Genomic DNA, 19,511 nt, shown 5'->3' with positions numbered 1-19,511 from the left:
CCGGTCGACATCGTGCTCAACCTCGCGCCGACCGAGCCGGAGCGGCTGACAGCACTGCTCACCCTGATCCGTCCCGGCGGAGTGCTGGTGAACACGACGGTGTGGATGCCCGCGCCCTCCGACGAGCAGCGCGGCGTACGCGGCATCGACTTGTACGTCCGCAGCGACGCCGACCAGTTGGCGCGGCTGGTTGCACTGATCGACTCCGGCGAGCTGTGCGTCGACGTCGCCCAGCGCGTGCCGCTGGCGGAAGTGCCGGCGGTCCACGCCCAGGCCGCCACGGGCGCGCTGCACGGCAAGGTCGTCATCGTCGCGCCCGCCGCCTGATCCCTCGACACGCGGGTGGTCGCATCGCACCGGTCTGCGCCTCTCGCAGGGCAACCCGTACAACGACGGCGGCCACCGCGGCTACGCCGGCCACCCGCCCTCGCCCCGGCGTCGCGCTGACGCGCCACGGCGCCGGCGGGTCAGTCGGTTAGGTTACGTCCGGCGCGGCGCTTGGCGGACCGTGGCGGGGCGGCGCGCATATGTTCGCGGACCCGGGCCAGAACGTCACTGAGCGCGGTGAGGTCCCCGTCGATCATCGGATCGAACAACAACCGCCGGACCCGGTCGACGTGTCCGGGAAGCACCCGGGCGACCAGATCCCGGCTGGCGTCGGCAACAGTCACGATCACACTGCGCTCGTCATCCGACGACGGTGAACGGGTGATCAGACCACGCTTGTCCAACAACCCCGCCTGATACGTGAGCCCGCTGCGGCCGTACACGACGCCATCGGCCAGATCGGTCATCCGCAACCTGCCTCCGGCGCATCCACCAGCCGGGCCAGGATCTGGAACTGCACGTAGCCGAGGTCACCATCGGCACGCAGGTGCTCCTCCACCGCGTACTGCTCCGTCAGGAGGGTTCGCGGGCGAGCAGGCCGTCGACGAGGAGTTGCAGCATTCGGGTGGCCTGGTCGTTGTCGGCGGCGGTCAGCATGACGCCGGCCATGCTGGCGGAGACGTCGGCCGGTTGGACGTCGGCACGCAGGCTGCCGTCGGTTCGGCCGGCGTCGAGGATGGTGGCGATGGCGCCGTTGAGGTGTTCGCGGGTCTGGCCGGAGTTGATCGCACCGCTGGCGATCACCGCGCGCAGAGCTTCGGCCATGCCGCGTTTGGTGGCGACGAAGTCCTGGTAGCGGCGCATCCATTCGCGCATGGCGTCGGCCGGCGGGTGGTCGGCCACCAGCTGCCCGGCCATGGCGCACAGGCGGGTGAGTTCGCTGCGGTAGACCTCCTCGACCAGGGCTTCGCGGGACGGGAAGTTGCGGTAGAGCGTGCCGACGCCGACTCCCGCCTCGCGGGCGATGGTCTCGATCTTGACGGGGTCCGCACCGCCGGTGGTCAGCGCGCGGGTGGCGGCGTCGATGATGCGCTGCCGGTTGCGCTGGGCGTCTTTGCGCGCGCCGGGGCGTCGCTCGAGCTCGGAAACCGCAATCACCTCACAAGCGGAATCGATTCCGCTTCTGCTAGGGTCAGTCTGAGTTAAGCGGAATCGGTTCCGCTTATTGTCATCGTATCCGGAGGGTCACGACCATGACCACATCCCATGCGTACGCGTACGGCAAGCTGGGTGATCACGACGTCCTGCGGGTCGGCTTCGGCGCCATGCAGCTGGAACGCGCCGACCCCGCGGACGCCGTCGAGGTTCTGCGCCGCGCGGTCGAACTCGGCGTCGACCACCTCGACACGGCCCAGTTCTACGGCCCGGTCAACGACCTGATCAGGACCGCCTTGCATCCGTACGCCGACCGCCTGCGGATCGTCACCAAGGTCGGCGCGGTGTCCCATCCGACCGAGCGACTGGTCGCCGCCCAGAAGCCGGCGCAACTGCGGGCGCAGGTCGAGGAGAACCTGCGCACTCTCGACACCGAACACCTCGCGGTCGTCAATCTCCGCCGGACCGACACCCCGCCGGGCATCAGCGCCACCGGCGACCAGGTGGTCGACCTCGACAGCCAACTGGCCGAACTGATCGCCCTGCGCGACGAGGGCAAGATCGGTGGCATCGGACTGAGCCAGGTCAGCCTCGCCCAGCTGCGGCAGGCCCTTCCGGCCGGCATCGTCTGCGTGCAGAACCTCTACAACGTCCTCACCCGTGGCCAGGAGGACGTGCTGACCGAGTGCGCCGAGCACGGCATCGCCTGGGTGCCGTACTGCCCGCTCGGATCGGCCTTCGACTGGCTGCCCAGCGTCACCGACAACCCGGTGGTCATCGCGCACGCCGAGCGCCTCGGCATCACCCCGGCTCAGGCCGGACTGGCCTGGCTGCTCGCGCACAGCCCGGCCGCCCTGCTGATCCCCGGCACCCGCGGCCTCAGCCACCTGGCCGACAACGTCGCGGTCACCCGGATCGAGCTGGACCGGGAAGCGATGACCGCCTTCGACGCGCTGGACCAAGACGCGTCCGTCTGATCGCTGAGATCCGCCGACAGGTCGCCCGGGGTGCCGCTCAGCGCTGCCCAGGTGACCAGTGGCCATCGGCGCCGGAGCTTTACAGCAGGTGATCTCGCGGGGCTACGCGGGAGGCAGGAGTAGCCCCGCGGGCGGATCCGTGGCGATGTCCTTACCGAGGCCGCCCCGGCGGCCGGAGAAGGTCGCGTCGCTGAAGTCGACGGTGCCGCCGGAGAACTCCGCACCGGTGAAGACGATGGTGGCGCCCGAGAACTCCGCGTCGGTGAAGTGGAGGGTGCCGCCGGACAATGTCGCGTCGGTGAAGTCGAGAGTGCCACTGGAGAACGTCGCGTCGTTGAAGTGGGCGGTGGTGCCGGAGAACTCCGCGCCGCTGAAGTCGACGATGCCGCCGGAGAGCGCCGCGCCCGTGAAGTGAACGGCACCGCCGGAGAACTCCGCGCCCGTGAAGTGGAGGGCGCCGCCCGAGCATGTCACTCCGGTGAAGTCGATGGAGGCGCCGGAGAACACCGCGGTGATGAAGTAGTGGGTGGCACCGGAGAATGTCGCGTCGCCGAAGTGGACGGTGCCGCCGGAGAACACCGCGGAGACGAAGTGGACGGGGCCGCCGGAAAATGTCGCGCCCGTGAAGTCGATGGAGGCACCGGCGAACCTGGCACCGGTGAAGTCGACGGTGGCGCCCGAGAACACCGCGCCGGTGAAGTCGACGATGCCGCCGGAGAACACGGCGTCGCGGAAGTCGACGATGCCACCGGAGAACTCCGCGCCGCTGAAGTCGCCTCCGTCGAAGCGGGCACCGGTGAAGTTGAAGTCATGGCCTCGCCAGGAGACCCGAGCGTTGTCGCGCAGGTGCGCGGTGATGATCGAGATGACGGTGTGGTTCACCTCCTGGCTGCCGCCGAAGGCCAGCTGTTCGGCGGCCGGAGGGCCGGCCTCCGGGGCAGGTTCGTAGGGCATCCGCAGATAGGCGCACAACTCGTCGATGCAGGCCTGCCGGCCGTCCTGCCAATCGTCGGCCAGACCGGCCAGCGCGTACACCCCGGCCAGCCGCACCGCGGTGTCGGCGTGTCCAAGCCGTTTTGTCGCCCTGGCGAACCGTCTGTTGAACACCCGCACCCGGTCATCCTCTCCGCACCGCTGCTCCGATATCTTCCCGTCTTCGGCGAGACACCGTTCGCGGAAGTCCATCACCAACGAACCTCAGCGCGTCCCGACGGGACGGCACGTGACCGTATCGACGGCTCGGGGGGGGAATCCGTAGCGTCCAGGGCATGACTGATCGCCGCGTTGAAAATCCCGCCCTGACCCGCCGGAGTGTGCTCGGCGGCGCCGTCGCGCTCGGTGCGGGAGGCGCCCTGACCACCGGCATTCCCGCCCAGGCGGCCGAGCCGTCCGGGCTCGAAGGCCGGATCGACGCCCTCGCCGGACGGCTCGACGCCGGCCTGATCGCGCTGCGCCGCGACATCCACCGCCACCCCGAACTGGCGGGCGGCGAGGTCCACACCGCCGCGCTCGTCGCGGACCGGCTGCGCGCCGCCGGCCTGGAGGTGACCACGGGCGTGGGCGGCCACGGGGTCGTCGGTGTGCTGCGGGGCAGGGGACGCGGCCGGACGGTCGCCTACCGGGCGGACATGGACGCCGTGCCGCCAGACTCGCAGATCAACGGCGGTCCGGATCCCGCGCACGTGTGCGGCCACGACCTGCACACGACGATCGGCGTCGGGGTCGCCGAGGTGCTGGCGCGCCTGCGGACCCGGCTCCACGGCCGGGTGGTGTTCCTCTTCCAGCCGGGAGAGGAGGCCCTCGCCGGGGCACAGGCGATGATCTCCGACGGCGTGCTGGAGCGGACGAGGCCGGACGAGATCCACGCACTGCACTGCGGCCCCTTCCCGGTCGGCACGTTCGCGGTCACGCCAGGCACCGGGTTGCCGGGTCTGGACCACGGCGACATCACGCTGACCGGGCCCGGTGCGTCCGACCGGGCCGAGCGGCTCGTCGCCGACCTCAGCGCGCTGTCGACGGTCACGCCTCCGCAGACGTCCGCCGACCTCGAACGGCTCATCCGGGAGGTGGAGACGCCGCACGGTCCGCTGGCCCGGTTCGTCTGGATGAGGGCCGGCGCGCGGCCCGCCGCCAACGGTGACGTCGAGGTGCGCGCGGCGTACCGGTGCTGGCCGCAGGAGCGCGTCCCGGAGATCCGCGACCGGTTGCGCCGCCTGACCGGCCGGTACCCTTACGCCCGCATCGAGTTTCCCGCCGACGCGTTCCCGGCGATGGTGTGCCCGCCGCGTCCGGGACGGGAGGTTCGCGACTACCTGGAGCGCAGACTCGGCCGTCCGGCCGTCACGACCACGCACGCGGCGATCCCGTTCAGTGGCGAGGACTTCGCGCTGTTCCTCCGCCGCGTTCCCGGGACGTTCAGCTTCCTCGGCGTCCGGCGGCCCGGCGCGGACATCACCACCGCGTACCCGCACTTCGGCGCCTTCGACCCGGACGAGCGCGCCATCGGCGTCGGCGTCCGCGCGATGGCCGGCTGGCTCGCCCATCGCACCGGGATCGGGCACCCTACGGCATAGCGAGCGCGTCGCGGCCCGCAGTCGGGCAACGGCGCGGCTGCACGGAACGCTCGGCCTTCACCGTGCCCGGATGCCGTCGAGGATGAGCGCGATGACGTCCGCGGACTCCGTTTCGACCTCGGGGGATCGCCACTCCGCGGCATGCGTCGGATCGTGGAAGCGGCTGGTCGCGTTGAAGATGGCTCGCGCGAGCGTCTCCGGCTCACCGGCCGCGAAGTCGCCGCCGGCGATGCCGTCGACGACGATCGCGCGGATCTGGGCGAGCAAGAAGCCGACATGGGCGGAGGACACGGCGCTGTGCTCTCCCGCCAGCACCCGGAAGGTGGCGAACAGCTCCGCGTCGTCCCTCGCCTTGGCCCATTTCGTGGCGAACATGGTGGTGAGCAGGACCCGTAGCCGGTCGGGTGGGGACAGGTCGGAATCCCGCATCGCCGCGGCGAGATCCTCTTGCACCCGGTCGAGCCAGCGCCGTATCACGGCCTCGCGCAGCGCCGCCTTGGACGGGAAATGGCGGTACACGCTCCCGTGGCTCACTCCCAGGAGCCGCGCGACGTCGAGCACCGTGGTCTTCTCCGGGCCGTGGCGGCGCAGGACCTCCTCGGTGGCCGACACGATCGTTTCCGCGTCGAGTGGCTCCCCGCGCAATCGGATCTCCCTGTCGAACTGGTACGAGGCCGGCGCTTCGCGGCTGTCGCGCCCGGTCACAGGCCTCCGCAGCGGAGAACGTACGTCAACGAACTGACGGACGTCAAAGTCTGTCAGCGCATCTTCCACCACTCTCGATTGCGATGACAAATATTGACATCTGTCATTCCATGTTCGTACGGTGTCGGTCCCACGGTTGCCCGCCGACGTGATCGCACCGAGGAGACATCATCAGTACCCCTACTGCTTCGTTCGCCGGCCGTACCGTGTCCCGGGTCGGCTACGGCGCGGCCCAGCTCGACCGCCTCCGTGACCGCCCCGGCGAGGCCGTCGCGCTGGTGCGCCGCGCGGTCGAGCTGGGCGTGAACCACGTGGACACCGCCGAGTTCTACGGATTCGGCTTCGCCAACGCCGTGATCCGCCAAGCTCTGCGCGCGGAGGACGGCGTTCTGGTCGTCACCAAGGTCGGCGCCGACCCCGACCCGGGCGGGCGTCTGCCGCTGCGGATCGCGCAGCGGCCCGAGCAACTGCGGGCCAGCGTCGAGGACAACCTCCGCAGCCTCGGCGTCGACCGGCTCCCCGTGGTCAACCTCCGCCGCCTCGACTGCGGCCCCGGGCTGCGTGCCGAGGGCGACCAGGTGGTCGACCTCGACGATCAGCTCGCGGTCATGACCGCGCTGCGCGACGAGGGCAAGATCGGCGCGATCGGCCTGAGCAGCGTCACCCTCGACGGCCTGCGCCGCGCCCTGCCGGCCGGCATCGTCTGCGTGCAGAACGCGTACAGCCTGGTCTCCCGCGCCGACGAGGACCTGCTGCGGCTGTGCGCGGCCGAGGGCATCGCGTGGGTGCCGTTCTTCCCACTCGGCGGGGCCTTTCCAGGTCTGCCCAAGGTCACCGAGGAGCCGGCCGTGCACACCGTGGCCGAGTCGCTGGGCGTCACGCCCTCCCAGGTCGGCCTCGCCTGGCTACTGCACCACGCCCCGAACGTACTGCTCATACCCGGCACCGCCGACCCCGCCCACCTGGAGGCCAACATGGCGGTCGGCGAGCTCACCTTCGACGACGCCGCCCGCGCCACTCTCGACGCCGTCGAGTCCCGCTCCAGCGAAGTCCCGATCGGCCAGGCGGAGAGGTGACAGCGTGCGGACAGGCACCGGAATGAACACCCTTTCTCGCCCTGGCACCCCTAAGGACGGATCATGAAGGCGATCGTCTATCGCGACAGCGGCGGCCCCGACGTTCTTCAGCTCGCCGACCGTGACCTGCCCGTGCCCGGCCTCGGCGAGGTTCGCGTCCGGGTCGCCGTGTCCGGCGTGAACCCGACCGACTGGCAGGCCCGCTCCGGCGCGACCGGCCCCAAGAGGTTCCCCGAGGTCACTCCGCACCTGGACGGCGCCGGCACGATCGACGCCGTCGGTGAAGGGGTCGACCAGCGCCGGGTCGGTCAGCGGGTCTGGCTGTTCATGGCCACCGCCGGGCGGCCCACCGGCACCGCCGCCGAATTCACCGTCGTGCCCGCCGAGCAGGCCGTGCCGCTGCCCGACGAGGTCGGTTTCGACGCCGGCGCCGCACTGGGCGTTCCCGCGCTCACCGCGCACCGCGCGCTCACCGTCGCCGAGGACGGGCCGCGCCGTCTGCGGCCCGGCGCGCTCGACGGCAGGGTGGTGCTCGCCGCGGGTGGGGCCGGGGCGGTCGGGCACGCGGTGATCCAGCTCGCCCGATGGGCCGGTGCCACCGTGGTCAGCACGATCAGCGGCCCGGAGAAGGCCCGGCTGGCCACGGCCGCCGGCGCCCACCACGTGATCAACTATCGCGAGGGCGACCCGGCCGCCGAGATCCGTGAGATCGCCCCGGACGGCGTCGACATCGTCACCGAGGTGGCGCTCGGCGCGAACCTCGCACTGGACCTGGCCGTACTGCGGACGCGCGGCACGATCTCGACCTACGCCAACGACGGCGGCAAGCCGGTCGAACTGAACGTGCTGCGGAACATGGTGCTGAACGCACGCTTGCAGTTCCTGGTGCTCTACACCGCCGGTTCCGAGGCGCGCGCGGCGGCCGCCGAGGACGTCGCCGCCGCGGTCCGCGACGGCGCTCTGCCGGTCGGCGAGGAGCACGGCCTGCCGCTGGTCCGCTTCCCGCTCGACCGCACCGCCGACGCGCACCGGGCGGTGGAGAACGGCGCGGTCGGCAAGGTCCTGGTGGACCTTACGTTGTGACGTTTCGGAGATCGTGCGCTCAGCGTCGGGCCGTCCCGGCTCGACCGGGTTGACGAGGGGAAGACCGGCGACGCCGACCAGCCCGGCCGGCCAGAGGGCCGCCGGGTGAACACCCTCGGCGAGTCGATGGTCGGGGATGCGGCGGTGCCATTCCTCCAGGACCGCCTTCATCTCCAGTCGCGCGAGATGGGCCCCAAGGCAGAAGTGCGGCCCGATGCCGAAGGCCAGATGGGGCTGGCGGCGGTGGAAGTCGATCGTGTCGGGCTCGGGATGCTCCGAAGGGTCTCGGTCGGCGACCGCGACGGCGACGTGGACGGCGGAACCCGCGGTGACCCGGTGGCCGTCCAGTTGCACGTCCTCAACGGCCACGCGAGGGAGGGTCAGGATCGGGCCGTCGATACGTAAGAGTTCCTCGATGCTCGAGACGAAGTCGCAGCGGCCCGCGTCGGCGACATCGCCGACCAGCCTGACGGCGAGCGTTCTGATCTCGGGCTCCATCGCCCTGATCCGGCGCGGGCTGAAGTGGGGCTGGAGCAGGCGTCGGTAGCGGGTGTGCTCGGGCGGGTCGAACGCGATCGGCGGCATCGGCACCGGGCTGCCCGCACTCTCGTAGGCCCGCTTGGAAGAGAAGAGCTCCGGATGCCGCAGGACGTACTCGGCCGTCTCCCGGGAGATGGCCGCCACCCCGGTGGTGCCCCTGGTGACCGGTCCCCGCTCGCGAATCGTGGCGTAGGCGGTGTCCCGGTCCTCGCTCACCGGGAGCCCTTCGATCGAAAGAGGCTGCTGGGCGCCGACTTCACCATGATCGGTCATCGGGAGGGTCCTCACTGTCGCTGAAGCCCCGGCTCGGATGAGCCCTAACAAGCGACCGATTGACTGAGATGCGCACTTCGTCAGGCGGCGAACACTTTCGGGTGCGTCGGCGAACGAAAGGTGACCCCCACCCGAGAGAGGTTCGGCATGAGCCAACGGAGCTGCATATGGCGGCTGTGATGCGAATGACCGGTGGACCCGGTACCGAGGTGACGGACGCCGAGATCATCCGGCTTTCGGCGCGGGAAGCGGAGCGCTTCGCCGAGATCTTCGACCGTTACTACGTCGAGATTCACCAATACGTCGCACGACGGCTCGGGGCGGCCCTCGCGGACGACGTGACGGCGGAGACCTTCCTCATCGCCTTCGACCGGCGGGAGCGGTACGACCTGACGTACCCGCTGGCCCGGCCGTGGCTGTACGGGATCGCCTCCAATCTCGTCTCCCGCCACCACCGGGCCGAGACCCGCCAGTACAAGGCGCTCGCCCGGCTCGGCATCGACGACACGGTCGACGGGCCGGCGGACCGGATCGAAAGTCGCATCGACGCCGAGTCCGCACGGGGGCTGCTGGCTTCGGCGCTGGCCGCGATCTCCCCCGGCGACCGCGACGTGCTGCTGCTCGTCGCCTGGGCCGGGCTGAGTGGTGAGGAGGCGGCGCGGGCGCTCGGTGTTCCGGCCGGCACGGCACGGTCGCGACTGCATCGAGCCCGCAAGAAGGTACGCGCCGCGCTGGGCGGCGCCGACCCCACGACCGTTGCAGAGGAGGCGTGATGGATGAGCTGAAGATCCTTCGAGACGCGTGGGGTGACGCCGACGCGCCCTCGCAGAGCGCTCACGCGCAGGCGCGGGCGACCTTGCTGGCCAGGGCCGGTGGACAGACGCAGGCGTCGCGGCGGAGGCGTCGCGGGTTCCGGTTGCCGAGGATCGGCGTTCGGCTGGCGATGGTCGGCGCGCTGGCGGCGGCCATCGCCGCCGGGGTGACCGTCGTGCAGAACTCCGGCGGAACGGACAAGGACGGAAGACCTCGATCGATGCTGCCCGGCATTCCCGCCGGGCCGGTCGCCAACGCCGCGGAAGCGTTGGACCGGGCCGCCGCGGCGGCCGACTCCCGTCCCTTCACTCCTCCGCGACCCGATCAGTGGATCTACATCGAGCTCCGTATTCGGACGACCGCCAAGGAGAGTGGTGTGGCGACCGGTGGCCCGTACCGGACCATCGTCCGGCGCTCCTGGGAGCGGGGCGACGGTAAGAAGAGCGCCAGGGTCGAGAACGGCCAGGTGAAGATCTTCAACGAGTTCAGCAGGACGGTCCCGCCGAGCGACTATCCGTCGCTGGCCGCGCTTCCCACCGACCCGGACGCGCTGCTCCGATGGGTCGACGCGCAGAACGGCGCGAAGCCGGGTTCGGAGGGGGCATACCAGTTTGACTTCGAGACGCTGAACGTGATTCTCCGGGAGAACCTCCTGCCGCCGCGGACGGAAGCAGCGATCTTCCGGGCCATGAAGAAGATCCCGGGCGTGGTCCTGGTGGACAACTCCGCCGACGCCGCCGGCCGGCCGGCGATCGCACTCGGCCGGATCGCCGAGGGCTGGCTCCATGAAGAGGTGATGCTCGACCCGAAGACCTACGCCTACCTGGGCGAAAGAGCCATCTCAATCAAGGGGCACACGAGCCGCGGGGCCGGCGATGACCCCACCGCGGCCGTCACGTACGTGAAGAAGGGCGTCCTGCAGAACCTGACGGTACGGACCGGCGCCGGGATCGTCGACGAACCGGGACGGCGCACCTCCTGACCGCGCTCCACCGGCTGCTGTGATCTTTGCGGGTCTCCGGACACGGACACCCGCAAAGATCCTCCGACCTCGGCGAGAGGGGCCGATCGGTGTCTCAGTCGGTGTCTTCGTCCATGTCGTCGGGGAGGTACTCGTTGCTGTCCAGGCGCTCCAGTTGCCGTTCCGCCGTCGGCTGCGTGGTGAGGTACGCGGCCTACGCCGTGCGGGCAGGCAACAGGTGGAGCGCGACGCGGAGGGCGGGAGGTCGGCGATTCGGCCGTCAGGCGTCGGGATTGCGCCGGACGATCGCGGTGTTGAGCGCCGCCGCGAACAGCGTCCAGCCGGCGTACGGCACCAGCAACGCCCCTGCGCGCCGGTCGACCCGCCAGGCACGGCGGACAAGTGAGAGGTTGGACAGGTTCAGCGCGGCGACGTCGGCCAGCGCGAGCCTCGGCCTGCGTGCCGCGAAGAACAGCGGCGTCCAGAGTCCGTTGAGCATGAGGTTCACCGCCAGGGCGCGGCCGAACCCCCGCGGGTCTCGGTCCAGTGCCCGCGCCCCGGCGTAGGCGATCAATCCGTAGAGCGGTGTCCACACCAGGGGGAAGGCGGAGCCGGGCGGCTGCCACGCGGGCTTCCGGAGCCGGGCGTACCACCGGGAGTCCGGGTCGGTGGCGAGGCCGCCGACCACCGCGGTGACGGTCACGGCGGTGGCGGTCTTCACGAGTGTCCTCACGGCCCGCCCTTACCCGCGGGGTAGACACCGTGGTAGGCGTCGACGCCGAAACCCGCGCACACCACCAGCCGTACCGGCACATCCAGACCTGCGACCGCCGCGAGACTCGTCATGTCCTCCTCCGGCGTGCCGATGCCGGCCTCGTCGCCGCGCATCAGGATGTCGGTGCCGCCGTCGACCAGCACGATCGCGTCGATGCCCAGTCGTCGTACCAGCGCTCGATAGGCGTCCTGGAGCGGGCGAACGCCCGTCCGGGGGAAGGCGTAGACCGTCAAGTCCATCCCCTGCGCGGCGAGCCAGCGCGCCAGCGTCCGCTCCGGGAAGTACCGGTCATGCCCCGCCGTCGCGGGCGTGATCGCGGCCAGATTCGGTTCGCACCAGGCATCCGCGTCGATCAGGTCGAGCGCGCTGAACGACAGGTTCGCCAGGTGCACGGACTTGCCGCTGTCCAGCAGGGCGAACGCCAGCGGAAGCCCCGCGTAGACGTCGAAGCCGCCGCCCGCGCCGGCCACCAGAACCCTTTCGGCGTCCTTCAGGGCGGCGAACAGCGGCGGTTCGTGCAGCGATGTCATGCCTCATGACCTTAGGCAGGAAGAAAAGGGGGGTGGAGTCGGATGTCCACCCGAGATACGGCGGCTGCCCCACGACGACGAGGCGGCCGGCCTCCTAACGTCGACGGCGTCCAGATGACGTGTCCCGAGAGGGGGTGGGATCGGTGAGCGGTCCCGTCGAGATCATCCTGATCATCGGTGCGGTCGGCTACATCCTGGCCCGCCGGCTGCTCGGCGAGCCCGCCGAGGCCAAGCGCATGCTGCTGCTCCCCGCCGTGCTCGCAGGAGTCGGGCTCACCGATCTGGCCAAGGTGCCCCAGTCCCCGGTCTCCATCGGATTCCTCGTCGGCACCACCGCGCTCAGCCTGGTGCTGGGCCTGCTGCGCGGCGCGAGCATCCGCGTCTTCGACACGGATGGCATCGTCTACCTGCGCTACACGGCCACGACCGTGGTGTGGTGGGGGATCAACCTCGCGGTCAGATTCGGCGCGAGCGTCGTGCTGGGCGTGGTGGACCCGAGCGCCGAGCATGTCGGCAGCAGTGGACTGATGCTCACGCTCGGTGCCGGCATGGTGGTGGAGGGGCTGGCCGTGCTGTCCAAGGCGGTGCGGACCAGCGGCCGGGTCGTGTGGGCGAAGGGGCGTGACGGCGCACCGCACACGATGTCGTCCCTGCTGGACGGGTTGCAGGAGAAGGTGCAGACCACCGACTGGTCCCGGACACGCCGTCCGCGTCGGCGCGGCGGCCTCGCGGCGCTGATCGAGGACGTGCGCGACCTCGACTTCCGGCAGCCGTACAACGACCGTTCCGCCCCGCGGCGCGGGCCGCGACCGGACAGCCGCGGCTTCCCCGAGGATCAGGCGCGGGACACCGACCCGCGTCACCGTGGCCGATGACCACGACCGGCGTAGGCGGAACAATGTCCGGCGATGAACGCCGAGCCTGACGACACACGCCCGGCCGGGGTCCCCACCGACGACGCGCCGGCGGGAATCCCGGCGCGCTTCGCCGACGAACTGATCCGCCCGTTCGTCATCGGGACCATCTCGGTGCTCACCTTGATCCAGCTCGTCGCGCATCCGCCGGCCCGGCTCCCCTGGCTCACCTGGGGCCTGGTGGTGGTCGCCATCGCCACGGGGGTCGCGCCGTCGGTCCTGCCCTGGCGTCGCCTGCCGGACCGGGCGCAGCTGACGCTGGTGTCGGTGTTCATGGCCGCCGGTGCGATGTCGTTCTCGTTGGCGAAGGACACGGCGGCCCCGGCATTGGTGCTCCTCGCCTCCGTCACCGCCGGCGAGAAGCTGGCCTCCCGGCGGGCCGCGGTCACCATCGTCGGAGCCGGGACCGCCGCCACGGCCGCCGTGACCTGGGTCGCCACCGCCCTGCACCTGCCGCACGAGTCGCCGTGGTGGATCTCGCTCATCGTGGGCCTGCCCCTCTACATCGGCCTCGCGCGCCGGGAGCGGGCCGACGCGCTGGCCATCGCCGACCTCGCCGCCCGGCAGAGCCGGCGCGCGGCCGCGTCCGAGGCTCGGGAGGCCGCGCTGGAGGAACGGGGGCGCATCGCCCGGGAGATTCACGACGTACTCGGCCACGCCCTGTCCGGCATCGCCGTGCAGTTGGACATGGCCGACGCCCTGCATGCCGCGGGCCGTGGCCAGGACGCCAACGAGGCCGTACGGCGAGCACGAGCGCTGGCGGTGTCGGGGATCGGGGAGACCCGCCGCGCGATCCACGCGCTGCGCGAGGACACGTTGCCGCTTCCTGAGACCATCGCCCGTATCGCGCGCGGGAGCACGGCCGGATTCGAGGTCCAGGGTGAGCCCGGCGAGGTTCGGGTCGAGGTCGCCCAGGCCGTCATCCGCACCGCGCAGGAGGCGATCACCAACGCGCATCGGCACGCGCCCGGCGCCGAGGTGCGCCTGCTGCTCGACTACACCGACCGGCCGATCCGGCTCACCGTCACCGACACCGGAACGGCCGCGCCCGGCGCCCGGCCGAACCACTCGGGCAGCGGGATGGGCCTGGTCGGGATGCGCGAACGTGCCAGTCTGCTCGGGGGCACGCTGTACGCCGGCCCCACCGAACCGCCGGCCCCGGGCTGGACCGTGCGATTGGAGTTGCCACGATGACGTCGATCCGGCTGTTGGTCGTCGACGACCAGGCCGCGATCCGGGACGCGCTCGCGGTCATGCTCGACCTCGACCCGGACATCACCGTCGTCGGCACCGCCGCCAACGGCGAGGAGGCGGTCACCGCGGTCGAGGAGCACGACCCGCAGGTCGTCCTGATGGACCTGCACATGCCGGTCATGGGCGGAGTCGAGGCCACCCGGCGGATCCTGGCCGTCCGGCGCGGTCTGCCGGTCGTGGTGTTGACGACGTTCGAGGACGACGAGTCCATCCTCGCCGCGCTGCGCGCCGGCGCCCGCGGCTACCTCACCAAGGACTCGGACCGTACGAAGATCGTCCAGGCGGTGCGCGGCGCACACGCCGGGCAGGCGGTCCTCGACCCCGACGTGCAGTCGCGGCTGCTCACCCTCGCGACCCGCGCCCCCGCGCCCGAGCCGGACACGCCTGTCCCGCTGACCGCGCGCGAACGGGAGGTCCTCGACCTCATCGGCCAGGGCCTGCGCAACCACGAGATCGCCCGGCGCCTGTACATCACCGAATCCACCGTGAAGACCCACATCAACAATCTGTTCGCCAAGGCCGACCTGCACTCTCGCGCCGACGCCGTACGGTTGGCCCTCACCCTCGCCGGCGGAAAGGAGAACGGACGCTCGGTGTGATCCACGCGCGCTACGACCTGAGGGCCATCGTGGCGAGGTGGCGGGCGATGCCGTTGGTGTCGGTGGCTTGCACGTTGCTGAGCACGACGACCTCGATGTCGTCGTCGCGCAGGTACATGTTGCTCGCGGCGTAACCCTGGAGCAGACCCGGGTGGTACACGAGTCGGTGCCCGTCGAGCCGGTCGATGAGCCAGCCGAAGGCGTACGCGCTCGACGGCAGGTTGAGGCAGCCGCCGGGCGGGCATGGCGCCTGCGGCGAGAACGCCTCGTCGACGGTGGCGGGTGGTGCGACCAGGTCGGCGCCGAACGCCCGGTCCCAGCGGGCGATGTCGTCGGTGTTGGAGTAGATGCCGGTCGCGGCGAACGCCTGGGAGCCGTTGATGGGCGGAGCGGGTGACCCGACCGTGAAGTAGCCCTTCGCGTGCCCGGGAGGCCCGTAGCCCCTGCTGTAAGTGGTGTGCCGGAGGTGCAGCGGGCCGGTGATCTCGTCCTGCAGCACGGCGCCGTACGGCCTGTGCGTCACGCTCTGAATGATCGCCCCGGCCAGGATGTAGCCGGAGCTGCTGTATTTCCAGCTGGTGCCGGGCGTGAAGTCCAGGGGCAGGTTCACGAACCGCTGGATGATCTCGCGGGTCGTGGTCGGTTGCGAGAGCTTTTCGTAGAAGCCGGGCAGATTCTGGTAATCGGGGATGCCCGAGGTGTGGACGAGGATTTCGCGGATCGTGATGGGCTGCCACGCCGCCGGGCAGGCGTCAATGTACGTCGGGATGAGGTACGGGCAGATCGGGTCGTCCAGGCCGAGCAGCCCACGGTCGCGCAGCTTCAGCACGAGCATCGCGGTGAACTGCTTGGTGACCGAGGCGATCAGGAAGACCGTGTTGGGACGGACGGGTATGTGTCTCTCCTCGTCGGCCTCGCCGGCGGCGAACCGCACCAGCACCCGCCCACGCCGGACCACCAGCGCCGAGCCGGTGAACTTCTTCTCCGCCGCCAGATCCCGCAGGTACGACCGCATCGCCGCGCTCAGGTCACCCGACGGAGATTCGGGAGCCGAGGCCGAGGAGGAGCCGGTGGCGGTGGATTCCTGTTCCCCGTGACCCTGTTCACCGTGGCCCTGTTCGCCGTGTCCCCGCTGCTGCGCGTGGCTGTAGCCGCTGTTGGAGTTGCGGTTTCGGATTCTGCCTTCGAGCCGTTCCCGCGGATTGTTCCGGTTGACGTCGCGGCTGCTCGATCGACCGCTGTTCGGCCCGCAGCAACCACCGTCGGAGATGACCTCTTCGGCTGCGCCCGCCGCGGCGTCGGCCCGGTGAGCAGCGCCCGCGGCGAGGGATGCGCTCCCAACGAGAACCGCGCCGGACATGACAATCGCCATGCTCTTCGGAAATCCCATGGAGCAACCGCCTCGGCCGAAGTAATCGAAACAAAGGACCGGATCGGATCTTTCGCCGATAACCAGGCCGGCGGCGACGATTGCCCACGTCAAGGGATTACTGCCCTGACTTAATGCCGCATGATCCGCTGACGTCGTCCCCTTGGCCGACTTCGGCGAAACGGCGAGAGGTGAGACTTGGCGACGAGCCGACGCTCTCGATGGTCCTCGAATACCTGCGGAATGAGTGGTGCCGACCGGCTCGGGTCCTCGGGCGGTCTCATCCCGCGGCGGGCTCGGCGGCTTCCTTCCGGGGAGCGTCGCGCCCGTACGGGGTCAGCGCACGCAGGCCCGCGCCGCGCATGGGGGTCTTCTCGGTCAGCTCCGTGGGGTCGATGCCGAGCGGCTCGCCCGTGTCGATGCCCTCGGTGGCATCGTCCTCGCCCCATTCGTCGTCCAGGGTGACCCTTTGCTCCCACATGACGTCGCCGCCCTTGGCGCAGGCCCACGCCTCCGTACCGGCATGGCCGCGCCCGGCGAATCCCCAGGCGACGCCGAACCGCTCGCTCAGCCGTCGCAGGACGTCGCGCGTCTGCGCGTACCACTCGTCGTCCCATGCCGGGTAGCACCAGCCGCTGACGATGAGAGTCCAGCCGTCGACCTCCGGGGTGATGAACGCCTCGGCCCGCTGGGTGTGCTCAACCGGTGGCACCGTCCACCATGAACCACTGGCGACGGCCAATCCCAAATCGAAGTACATCGGACCGGGGTCGGCGAAATCCAGGATCTCCAGGATGGCTTTCTGGTCATCGCCGGGAACGGCGATGCAGCTGTTCTCCCAGATCATCTGGGGACGGTCGGCGACGGCCTTCGCTCCGAGATAGCGTCGCCAGAGATCCTGGTCCTTTCGTGACAGGACCTCGGGCCCGCCGATGTTCATCATCGCGCTGAAGGCGTTGGCGCGGTACGCGCCCGGACCGGACTTCCGCACCTCACGCAACGCGTCCAGCACCCCGGGCCCCAGCTCCTCCAGCGCCCAGATCGCTCGTTGCTGTACGGACGGGTCCGGATCGCCGAGCAGCGGGATCAGCGCGCCGGTCGCCGGCAGCGCCTTCGCGCCCATTCGCTGCAGGCAGAGGGCCGCGCACTCCCGGACGTCGGCCGTGGGATGCTCGAGTGACTCCAGGAGACGGTCCCAGTACTCACCGAAGAAACCGCCGAACGTCCAGCGAACCCTTCGCGCCGGCTCCTCCGGCAGGTCGGTGGCGACCGCGTCACGAATCGCGCAGAACGCCGCGTCGCCCAGCTCTCTCAGCAGAGAGCCCGCCCGGGCCCAGTCGAGCGGCGACTCCTCATCGAGGAGTTCCGCCATCAACGCCGGGACCCCGGCGTCACCGAGCTCCTTGAAGGTGTTCCGGGCCGGCCTCCAGAGCGCCTCATCCGGCGATGCGAGGTCGCTGATCAGTCCGTCGAAATCCACTTCAGTGATTATGTCGCCGCGCAGCGAGCACGTCACATGCGTCTCGTGACGGGATGAATGGCGTGGGATCGGCTGATCGCGGCGGGCCTCCGACCCTCGGGACCGCGCGCTCGGCCACCCAAGGTGCCCGGGCGAGAGTGACACCGATCACCTTCGCGCGTCCGGCGCGGGAGGTGAAGCCGTGGAGTAGCGGTCGTTGCTCCTGGTCCGAAACGGGAACCCAGTCCTGCGGGCGGTGCGCGCGGTGGAGCCGGGAGAGGTCCGCTGCGAAGACGGCCACCGCCCGCAGGTGTCACGGAGCCAGATCGTGGAATTTGATCTTCGTGCTCGCAGCGACACCAGTGGACCAGTGGTCGGCTCCCGGCGCCCGGCGGAGACCCGACCTCGTAGATCAGGGCCGCCACCCGACAGCGCCTTCCCGGAAGTCCGCCGGCAGGACGACGCCGCGCGGTTCCGTCGGCTCAGTCACACCACCACAGCGTCAAATCTGGCAGTCCGTGCCGTACGGTGCATGGGGAAGACTGAAGCCACAGATAGGAGGCGGAACCGGCGATGCCGAACGCTGAGTGCGCGCGGTGCGGCCACACCAATCCCGACGGTGCCCGCTTCTGCTCGAATTGCGGTGCCCCGCTCACCGGGGAGGTCCCGCCGATCACGAGTGAGCCGGGCGACTCGACGTCCACGATGTCGCTGAGCGCGATCCAGGCGGCCGTCGAGGCGGAGCAGGACGAGGGGCCGGCACCCGATCACCGAGCAGTTGAGGCGCTCCCGCCCGACACCGCGCTGCTCCTCGTCAGAGGGGGCCCCAACGCCGGGAGCAGGTTCCTCCTCGACCGGGAGATGACGACCGTGGGTCGTCATCCGCAGAGCGACATCTTCCTCGACGACGTCACCGTGTCCCGCAGGCACGTCGAGTTCTACCGGCGCGACGGCCGGTTCTCGATCCGCGACGCGGGCAGCCTCAACGGCACTTACGTCAACCGCGAGCGCGTCGACGAGGCGCCGCTGTCCAGCGGCGACGAAGTGCAGATCGGGAAGTTCCGCCTGGTGTACGTCGGCAACGCCGCCCTCGAGAGCGCCCCTGCCGGCTCGGCGAGGGCCGGGAGTCCTCCCAAGCGCGGCTGGTGGGGCTTCTGGCGCCGGCGCTGACCACCCGGGTCTTCCGTACCCGATCGCCACAGCCGGGTCCGGCCGCGAACCGACCGTGTGTCGTCGCGACCCACTGGCCGGCCTGGGGCTGAAACGAGACCTGGCCGCTATCCGGACCGACCATGCTGAGGACCGCGGGTCGGCCATGGAGGGCGCGATGAGGTGGGGGCGGTGGGCCGCGCTGGCAACGGTTCTGTTCCTTGTCGCGGTCGGCTGCGGAGGCAATCGGGCGCGCCCGGCACCGGGCGCCCACACCGTCGTCGTCCTGCGCGCGGACGGCAGTGGCCGGGTCGATCTCTGGGTCGGCGGCGGCGTGCACGTGGACCGCGAACTGCGGGACCTGGGCCGGCGGGTGGCCGCCGCGCTGTTCCCGGGCAGAGCCCTCGGCCCGACGCGCGTCGAGCCGGACGCGGCCTTCACGTTCGCCCGTACAGAGGTCGCCCGGGCGTACCATCGGGGCCCACGCCCCGGCTTCGACATCGCCGGCGAGAGCGTCGGTCGCGTGCTGAAGGGCGCGGGATATCCCGGCTACACCTTGCGGCTCCGACCGCCCCGGGTCCGTACGTCGATCGGCGCCCGGACGCATCCGCCCGGTTTCGAGTACATCTGGCGGATCTCTCCGGGCGACCCGCCACCGACGGGCCCGATGGTCATGCGTCCTCGGCTGCTCCATTGGGCCGTCGAGATGGCGTTGCTTGCCGTCGCCTGCGCCGGGGTGCTGACGGCGTTCCTCAGCCGTGACGCACGGATCGGGTTCGGTGGGTGCGCGACCGGTTCGGTCGGCGCGGTGACGGTCCTGCTGACCGACCGCGCGTCCGGCGACGCGCTGGGCACGCTGGGCACGCTCAGTGGAACCCCGCTGACGCTGGTGACGAGCCTGCCCATGGTGGCGCTGCCCCTGGCGGCGCTCGCGGTGATCCGCCTCCTGCACCTCATCGCCCGACGATCGCAGTGACCG

22 protein-coding genes and 1 pseudogene are annotated in these 19,511 nt (G+C 70.7%); 14 read left to right on the top strand and 9 right to left on the bottom strand.

Annotated features, from left to right (window positions below):
* Positions 1-327, top strand: a 327-nt coding sequence (locus tag AB0K82_RS20015; protein ID WP_364398807.1) for a zinc-binding dehydrogenase, incomplete at its 5' end; no start/stop codon positions are given.
* 140 nt (positions 328-467) lie between these two features.
* On the opposite strand, the gene AB0K82_RS20010 is transcribed toward AB0K82_RS20015, so the two are convergent.
* Both AB0K82_RS20010 and AB0K82_RS20005 read right to left on the bottom strand, forming a co-directional pair.
* Positions 468-794 carry a hypothetical protein gene (locus tag AB0K82_RS20010; RefSeq protein WP_364398805.1) on the bottom strand — a complete coding sequence of 109 codons (327 nt, stop codon included), beginning with the start codon at positions 792-794 and terminating at the stop codon, positions 468-470.
* Positions 795-900: 106 nt separating this feature from the next.
* Positions 901-1,485, bottom strand: a complete 585-nt coding sequence (locus tag AB0K82_RS20005; protein WP_364398803.1) for a TetR/AcrR family transcriptional regulator — start codon at positions 1,483-1,485, stop codon at positions 901-903.
* A 95-nt stretch (positions 1,486-1,580) separates the two neighbouring features.
* Here AB0K82_RS20005 and AB0K82_RS20000 point away from each other — a divergent pair, with 95 nt between their 5' ends.
* Positions 1,581-2,459 (top strand): aldo/keto reductase, encoded by an 879-nt coding sequence (locus AB0K82_RS20000; RefSeq protein WP_364398801.1) that lies wholly within the window; start codon positions 1,581-1,583, stop codon positions 2,457-2,459.
* A gap of 102 nt (positions 2,460-2,561) precedes the next feature.
* On the opposite strand, the gene AB0K82_RS19995 is transcribed toward AB0K82_RS20000, so the two are convergent.
* Positions 2,562-3,572 (bottom strand): pentapeptide repeat-containing protein, encoded by a 1,011-nt coding sequence (locus AB0K82_RS19995; RefSeq protein ID WP_364398799.1) that lies wholly within the window; start codon positions 3,570-3,572, stop codon positions 2,562-2,564.
* A gap of 155 nt (positions 3,573-3,727) precedes the next feature.
* On the opposite strand from AB0K82_RS19995, the gene AB0K82_RS19990 reads away from it, so the two are divergent.
* Positions 3,728-5,032, top strand: coding sequence for an amidohydrolase (locus AB0K82_RS19990; protein ID WP_364398797.1), 1,305 nt, complete (start codon positions 3,728-3,730; stop codon positions 5,030-5,032).
* Positions 5,033-5,089: 57 nt separating this feature from the next.
* On the opposite strand, the gene AB0K82_RS19985 is transcribed toward AB0K82_RS19990, so the two are convergent.
* Positions 5,090-5,677, bottom strand: coding sequence for a TetR family transcriptional regulator (locus tag AB0K82_RS19985; protein ID WP_364398795.1), 588 nt, complete (start codon positions 5,675-5,677; stop codon positions 5,090-5,092).
* Between the two features lie 266 nt (positions 5,678-5,943).
* On the opposite strand from AB0K82_RS19985, the gene AB0K82_RS19980 reads away from it, so the two are divergent.
* Both AB0K82_RS19980 and AB0K82_RS19975 read left to right on the top strand, forming a co-directional pair.
* The gene (locus AB0K82_RS19980; protein WP_364398793.1) at positions 5,944-6,813 is read left to right on the top strand and encodes an aldo/keto reductase; all 870 of its coding nucleotides are present in this window, start codon (positions 5,944-5,946) and stop codon (positions 6,811-6,813) included.
* A 63-nt stretch (positions 6,814-6,876) separates the two neighbouring features.
* On the top strand, positions 6,877-7,896 hold the full coding sequence (locus AB0K82_RS19975; RefSeq protein WP_364398792.1) for an NADPH:quinone reductase: 1,020 nt from the start codon (positions 6,877-6,879) through the stop codon (positions 7,894-7,896).
* A 213-nt stretch (positions 7,897-8,109) separates the two neighbouring features.
* On the opposite strand, the pseudogene AB0K82_RS19970 reads toward AB0K82_RS19975, so the two are convergent.
* Positions 8,110-8,265: pseudogene (locus tag AB0K82_RS19970) on the bottom strand (cytochrome P450); the annotation flags it as partial.
* Between the two features lie 46 nt (positions 8,266-8,311).
* Between AB0K82_RS19970 and AB0K82_RS19965 the strand changes: the two are divergent.
* The 3 genes from AB0K82_RS19965 to AB0K82_RS19955 all read left to right on the top strand — a co-directional run bounded on the left by AB0K82_RS19965 (position 8,312) and on the right by AB0K82_RS19955 (position 10,504).
* Positions 8,312-8,443: a hypothetical protein gene (locus AB0K82_RS19965; protein WP_364398790.1), complete on the top strand. Its 132-nt coding sequence runs from the start codon at positions 8,312-8,314 to the stop codon at positions 8,441-8,443.
* Between the two features lie 433 nt (positions 8,444-8,876).
* Entirely contained in the window at positions 8,877-9,482 is a 606-nt protein-coding gene (locus AB0K82_RS19960) for an RNA polymerase sigma factor (protein WP_364398789.1), read from the top strand.
* On the top strand, positions 9,482-10,504 hold the full coding sequence (locus AB0K82_RS19955; RefSeq protein ID WP_364398787.1) for a CU044_5270 family protein: 1,023 nt from the start codon (positions 9,482-9,484) through the stop codon (positions 10,502-10,504). The genes AB0K82_RS19960 and AB0K82_RS19955 overlap by 1 nt, the downstream gene beginning before the upstream one ends.
* 259 nt (positions 10,505-10,763) lie before the next feature.
* Here the strand turns inward: AB0K82_RS19955 and AB0K82_RS19950 are convergent, their stop codons facing one another.
* Together AB0K82_RS19950 and AB0K82_RS19945 are read right to left on the bottom strand one after the other, a co-directional pair.
* Positions 10,764-11,216 carry a TspO/MBR family protein gene (locus tag AB0K82_RS19950; protein ID WP_364398785.1) on the bottom strand — a complete coding sequence of 151 codons (453 nt, stop codon included), beginning with the start codon at positions 11,214-11,216 and terminating at the stop codon, positions 10,764-10,766.
* Positions 11,213-11,788, bottom strand: coding sequence for a DUF1152 domain-containing protein (locus tag AB0K82_RS19945; protein WP_364398783.1), 576 nt, complete (start codon positions 11,786-11,788; stop codon positions 11,213-11,215). The genes AB0K82_RS19950 and AB0K82_RS19945 overlap by 4 nt, the downstream gene beginning before the upstream one ends.
* A gap of 143 nt (positions 11,789-11,931) precedes the next feature.
* On the opposite strand from AB0K82_RS19945, the gene AB0K82_RS19940 reads away from it, so the two are divergent.
* The 3 genes from AB0K82_RS19940 to AB0K82_RS19930 are packed head-to-tail and all read left to right on the top strand — an operon-like array spanning position 11,932 to position 14,555.
* A complete protein-coding gene (locus tag AB0K82_RS19940; protein ID WP_364398781.1) occupies positions 11,932-12,663 on the top strand; it encodes a DUF1453 domain-containing protein in 732 nt (243 codons plus the stop codon).
* Positions 12,664-12,696: 33 nt separating this feature from the next.
* Positions 12,697-13,896, top strand: a complete 1,200-nt coding sequence (locus tag AB0K82_RS19935; protein WP_364398779.1) for a histidine kinase — start codon at positions 12,697-12,699, stop codon at positions 13,894-13,896.
* Positions 13,893-14,555 (top strand): response regulator transcription factor, encoded by a 663-nt coding sequence (locus AB0K82_RS19930; RefSeq protein WP_364398777.1) that lies wholly within the window; start codon positions 13,893-13,895, stop codon positions 14,553-14,555. The genes AB0K82_RS19935 and AB0K82_RS19930 overlap by 4 nt, the downstream gene beginning before the upstream one ends.
* Positions 14,556-14,565: 10 nt before the next feature.
* On the opposite strand, the gene AB0K82_RS19925 is transcribed toward AB0K82_RS19930, so the two are convergent.
* Positions 14,566-15,570 (bottom strand): serine hydrolase domain-containing protein, encoded by a 1,005-nt coding sequence (locus tag AB0K82_RS19925; protein WP_364398775.1) that lies wholly within the window; start codon positions 15,568-15,570, stop codon positions 14,566-14,568.
* 78 nt (positions 15,571-15,648) lie between these two features.
* On the opposite strand from AB0K82_RS19925, the gene AB0K82_RS19920 reads away from it, so the two are divergent.
* On the top strand, positions 15,649-16,059 hold the full coding sequence (locus tag AB0K82_RS19920; protein WP_364398774.1) for a hypothetical protein: 411 nt from the start codon (positions 15,649-15,651) through the stop codon (positions 16,057-16,059).
* A 145-nt stretch (positions 16,060-16,204) separates the two neighbouring features.
* Here the strand turns inward: AB0K82_RS19920 and AB0K82_RS19915 are convergent, their stop codons facing one another.
* Entirely contained in the window at positions 16,205-17,404 is a 1,200-nt protein-coding gene (locus AB0K82_RS19915) for a HEAT repeat domain-containing protein (RefSeq protein WP_364398772.1), read from the bottom strand.
* A 552-nt stretch (positions 17,405-17,956) separates the two neighbouring features.
* Between AB0K82_RS19915 and AB0K82_RS19910 the strand changes: the two genes are divergently transcribed.
* Together AB0K82_RS19910 and AB0K82_RS19905 are read left to right on the top strand one after the other, a co-directional pair.
* Positions 17,957-18,553 (top strand): FHA domain-containing protein, encoded by a 597-nt coding sequence (locus AB0K82_RS19910; protein ID WP_364398770.1) that lies wholly within the window; start codon positions 17,957-17,959, stop codon positions 18,551-18,553.
* Positions 18,554-18,710: 157 nt separating this feature from the next.
* Complete coding sequence (locus tag AB0K82_RS19905) at positions 18,711-19,508, top strand: hypothetical protein (RefSeq protein ID WP_364398769.1); 798 nt, start codon at positions 18,711-18,713, stop codon at positions 19,506-19,508.
* Positions 19,509-19,511 lie beyond the last annotated feature (3 nt).

This window comes from Actinoallomurus sp. NPDC052274, assembly GCF_040679475.1.
Lineage (GTDB): Bacteria > Actinomycetota > Actinomycetes > Streptosporangiales > Streptosporangiaceae > Actinoallomurus > Actinoallomurus liliacearum.
This window is presented reverse-complemented; position numbering and strand designations above follow the sequence as displayed.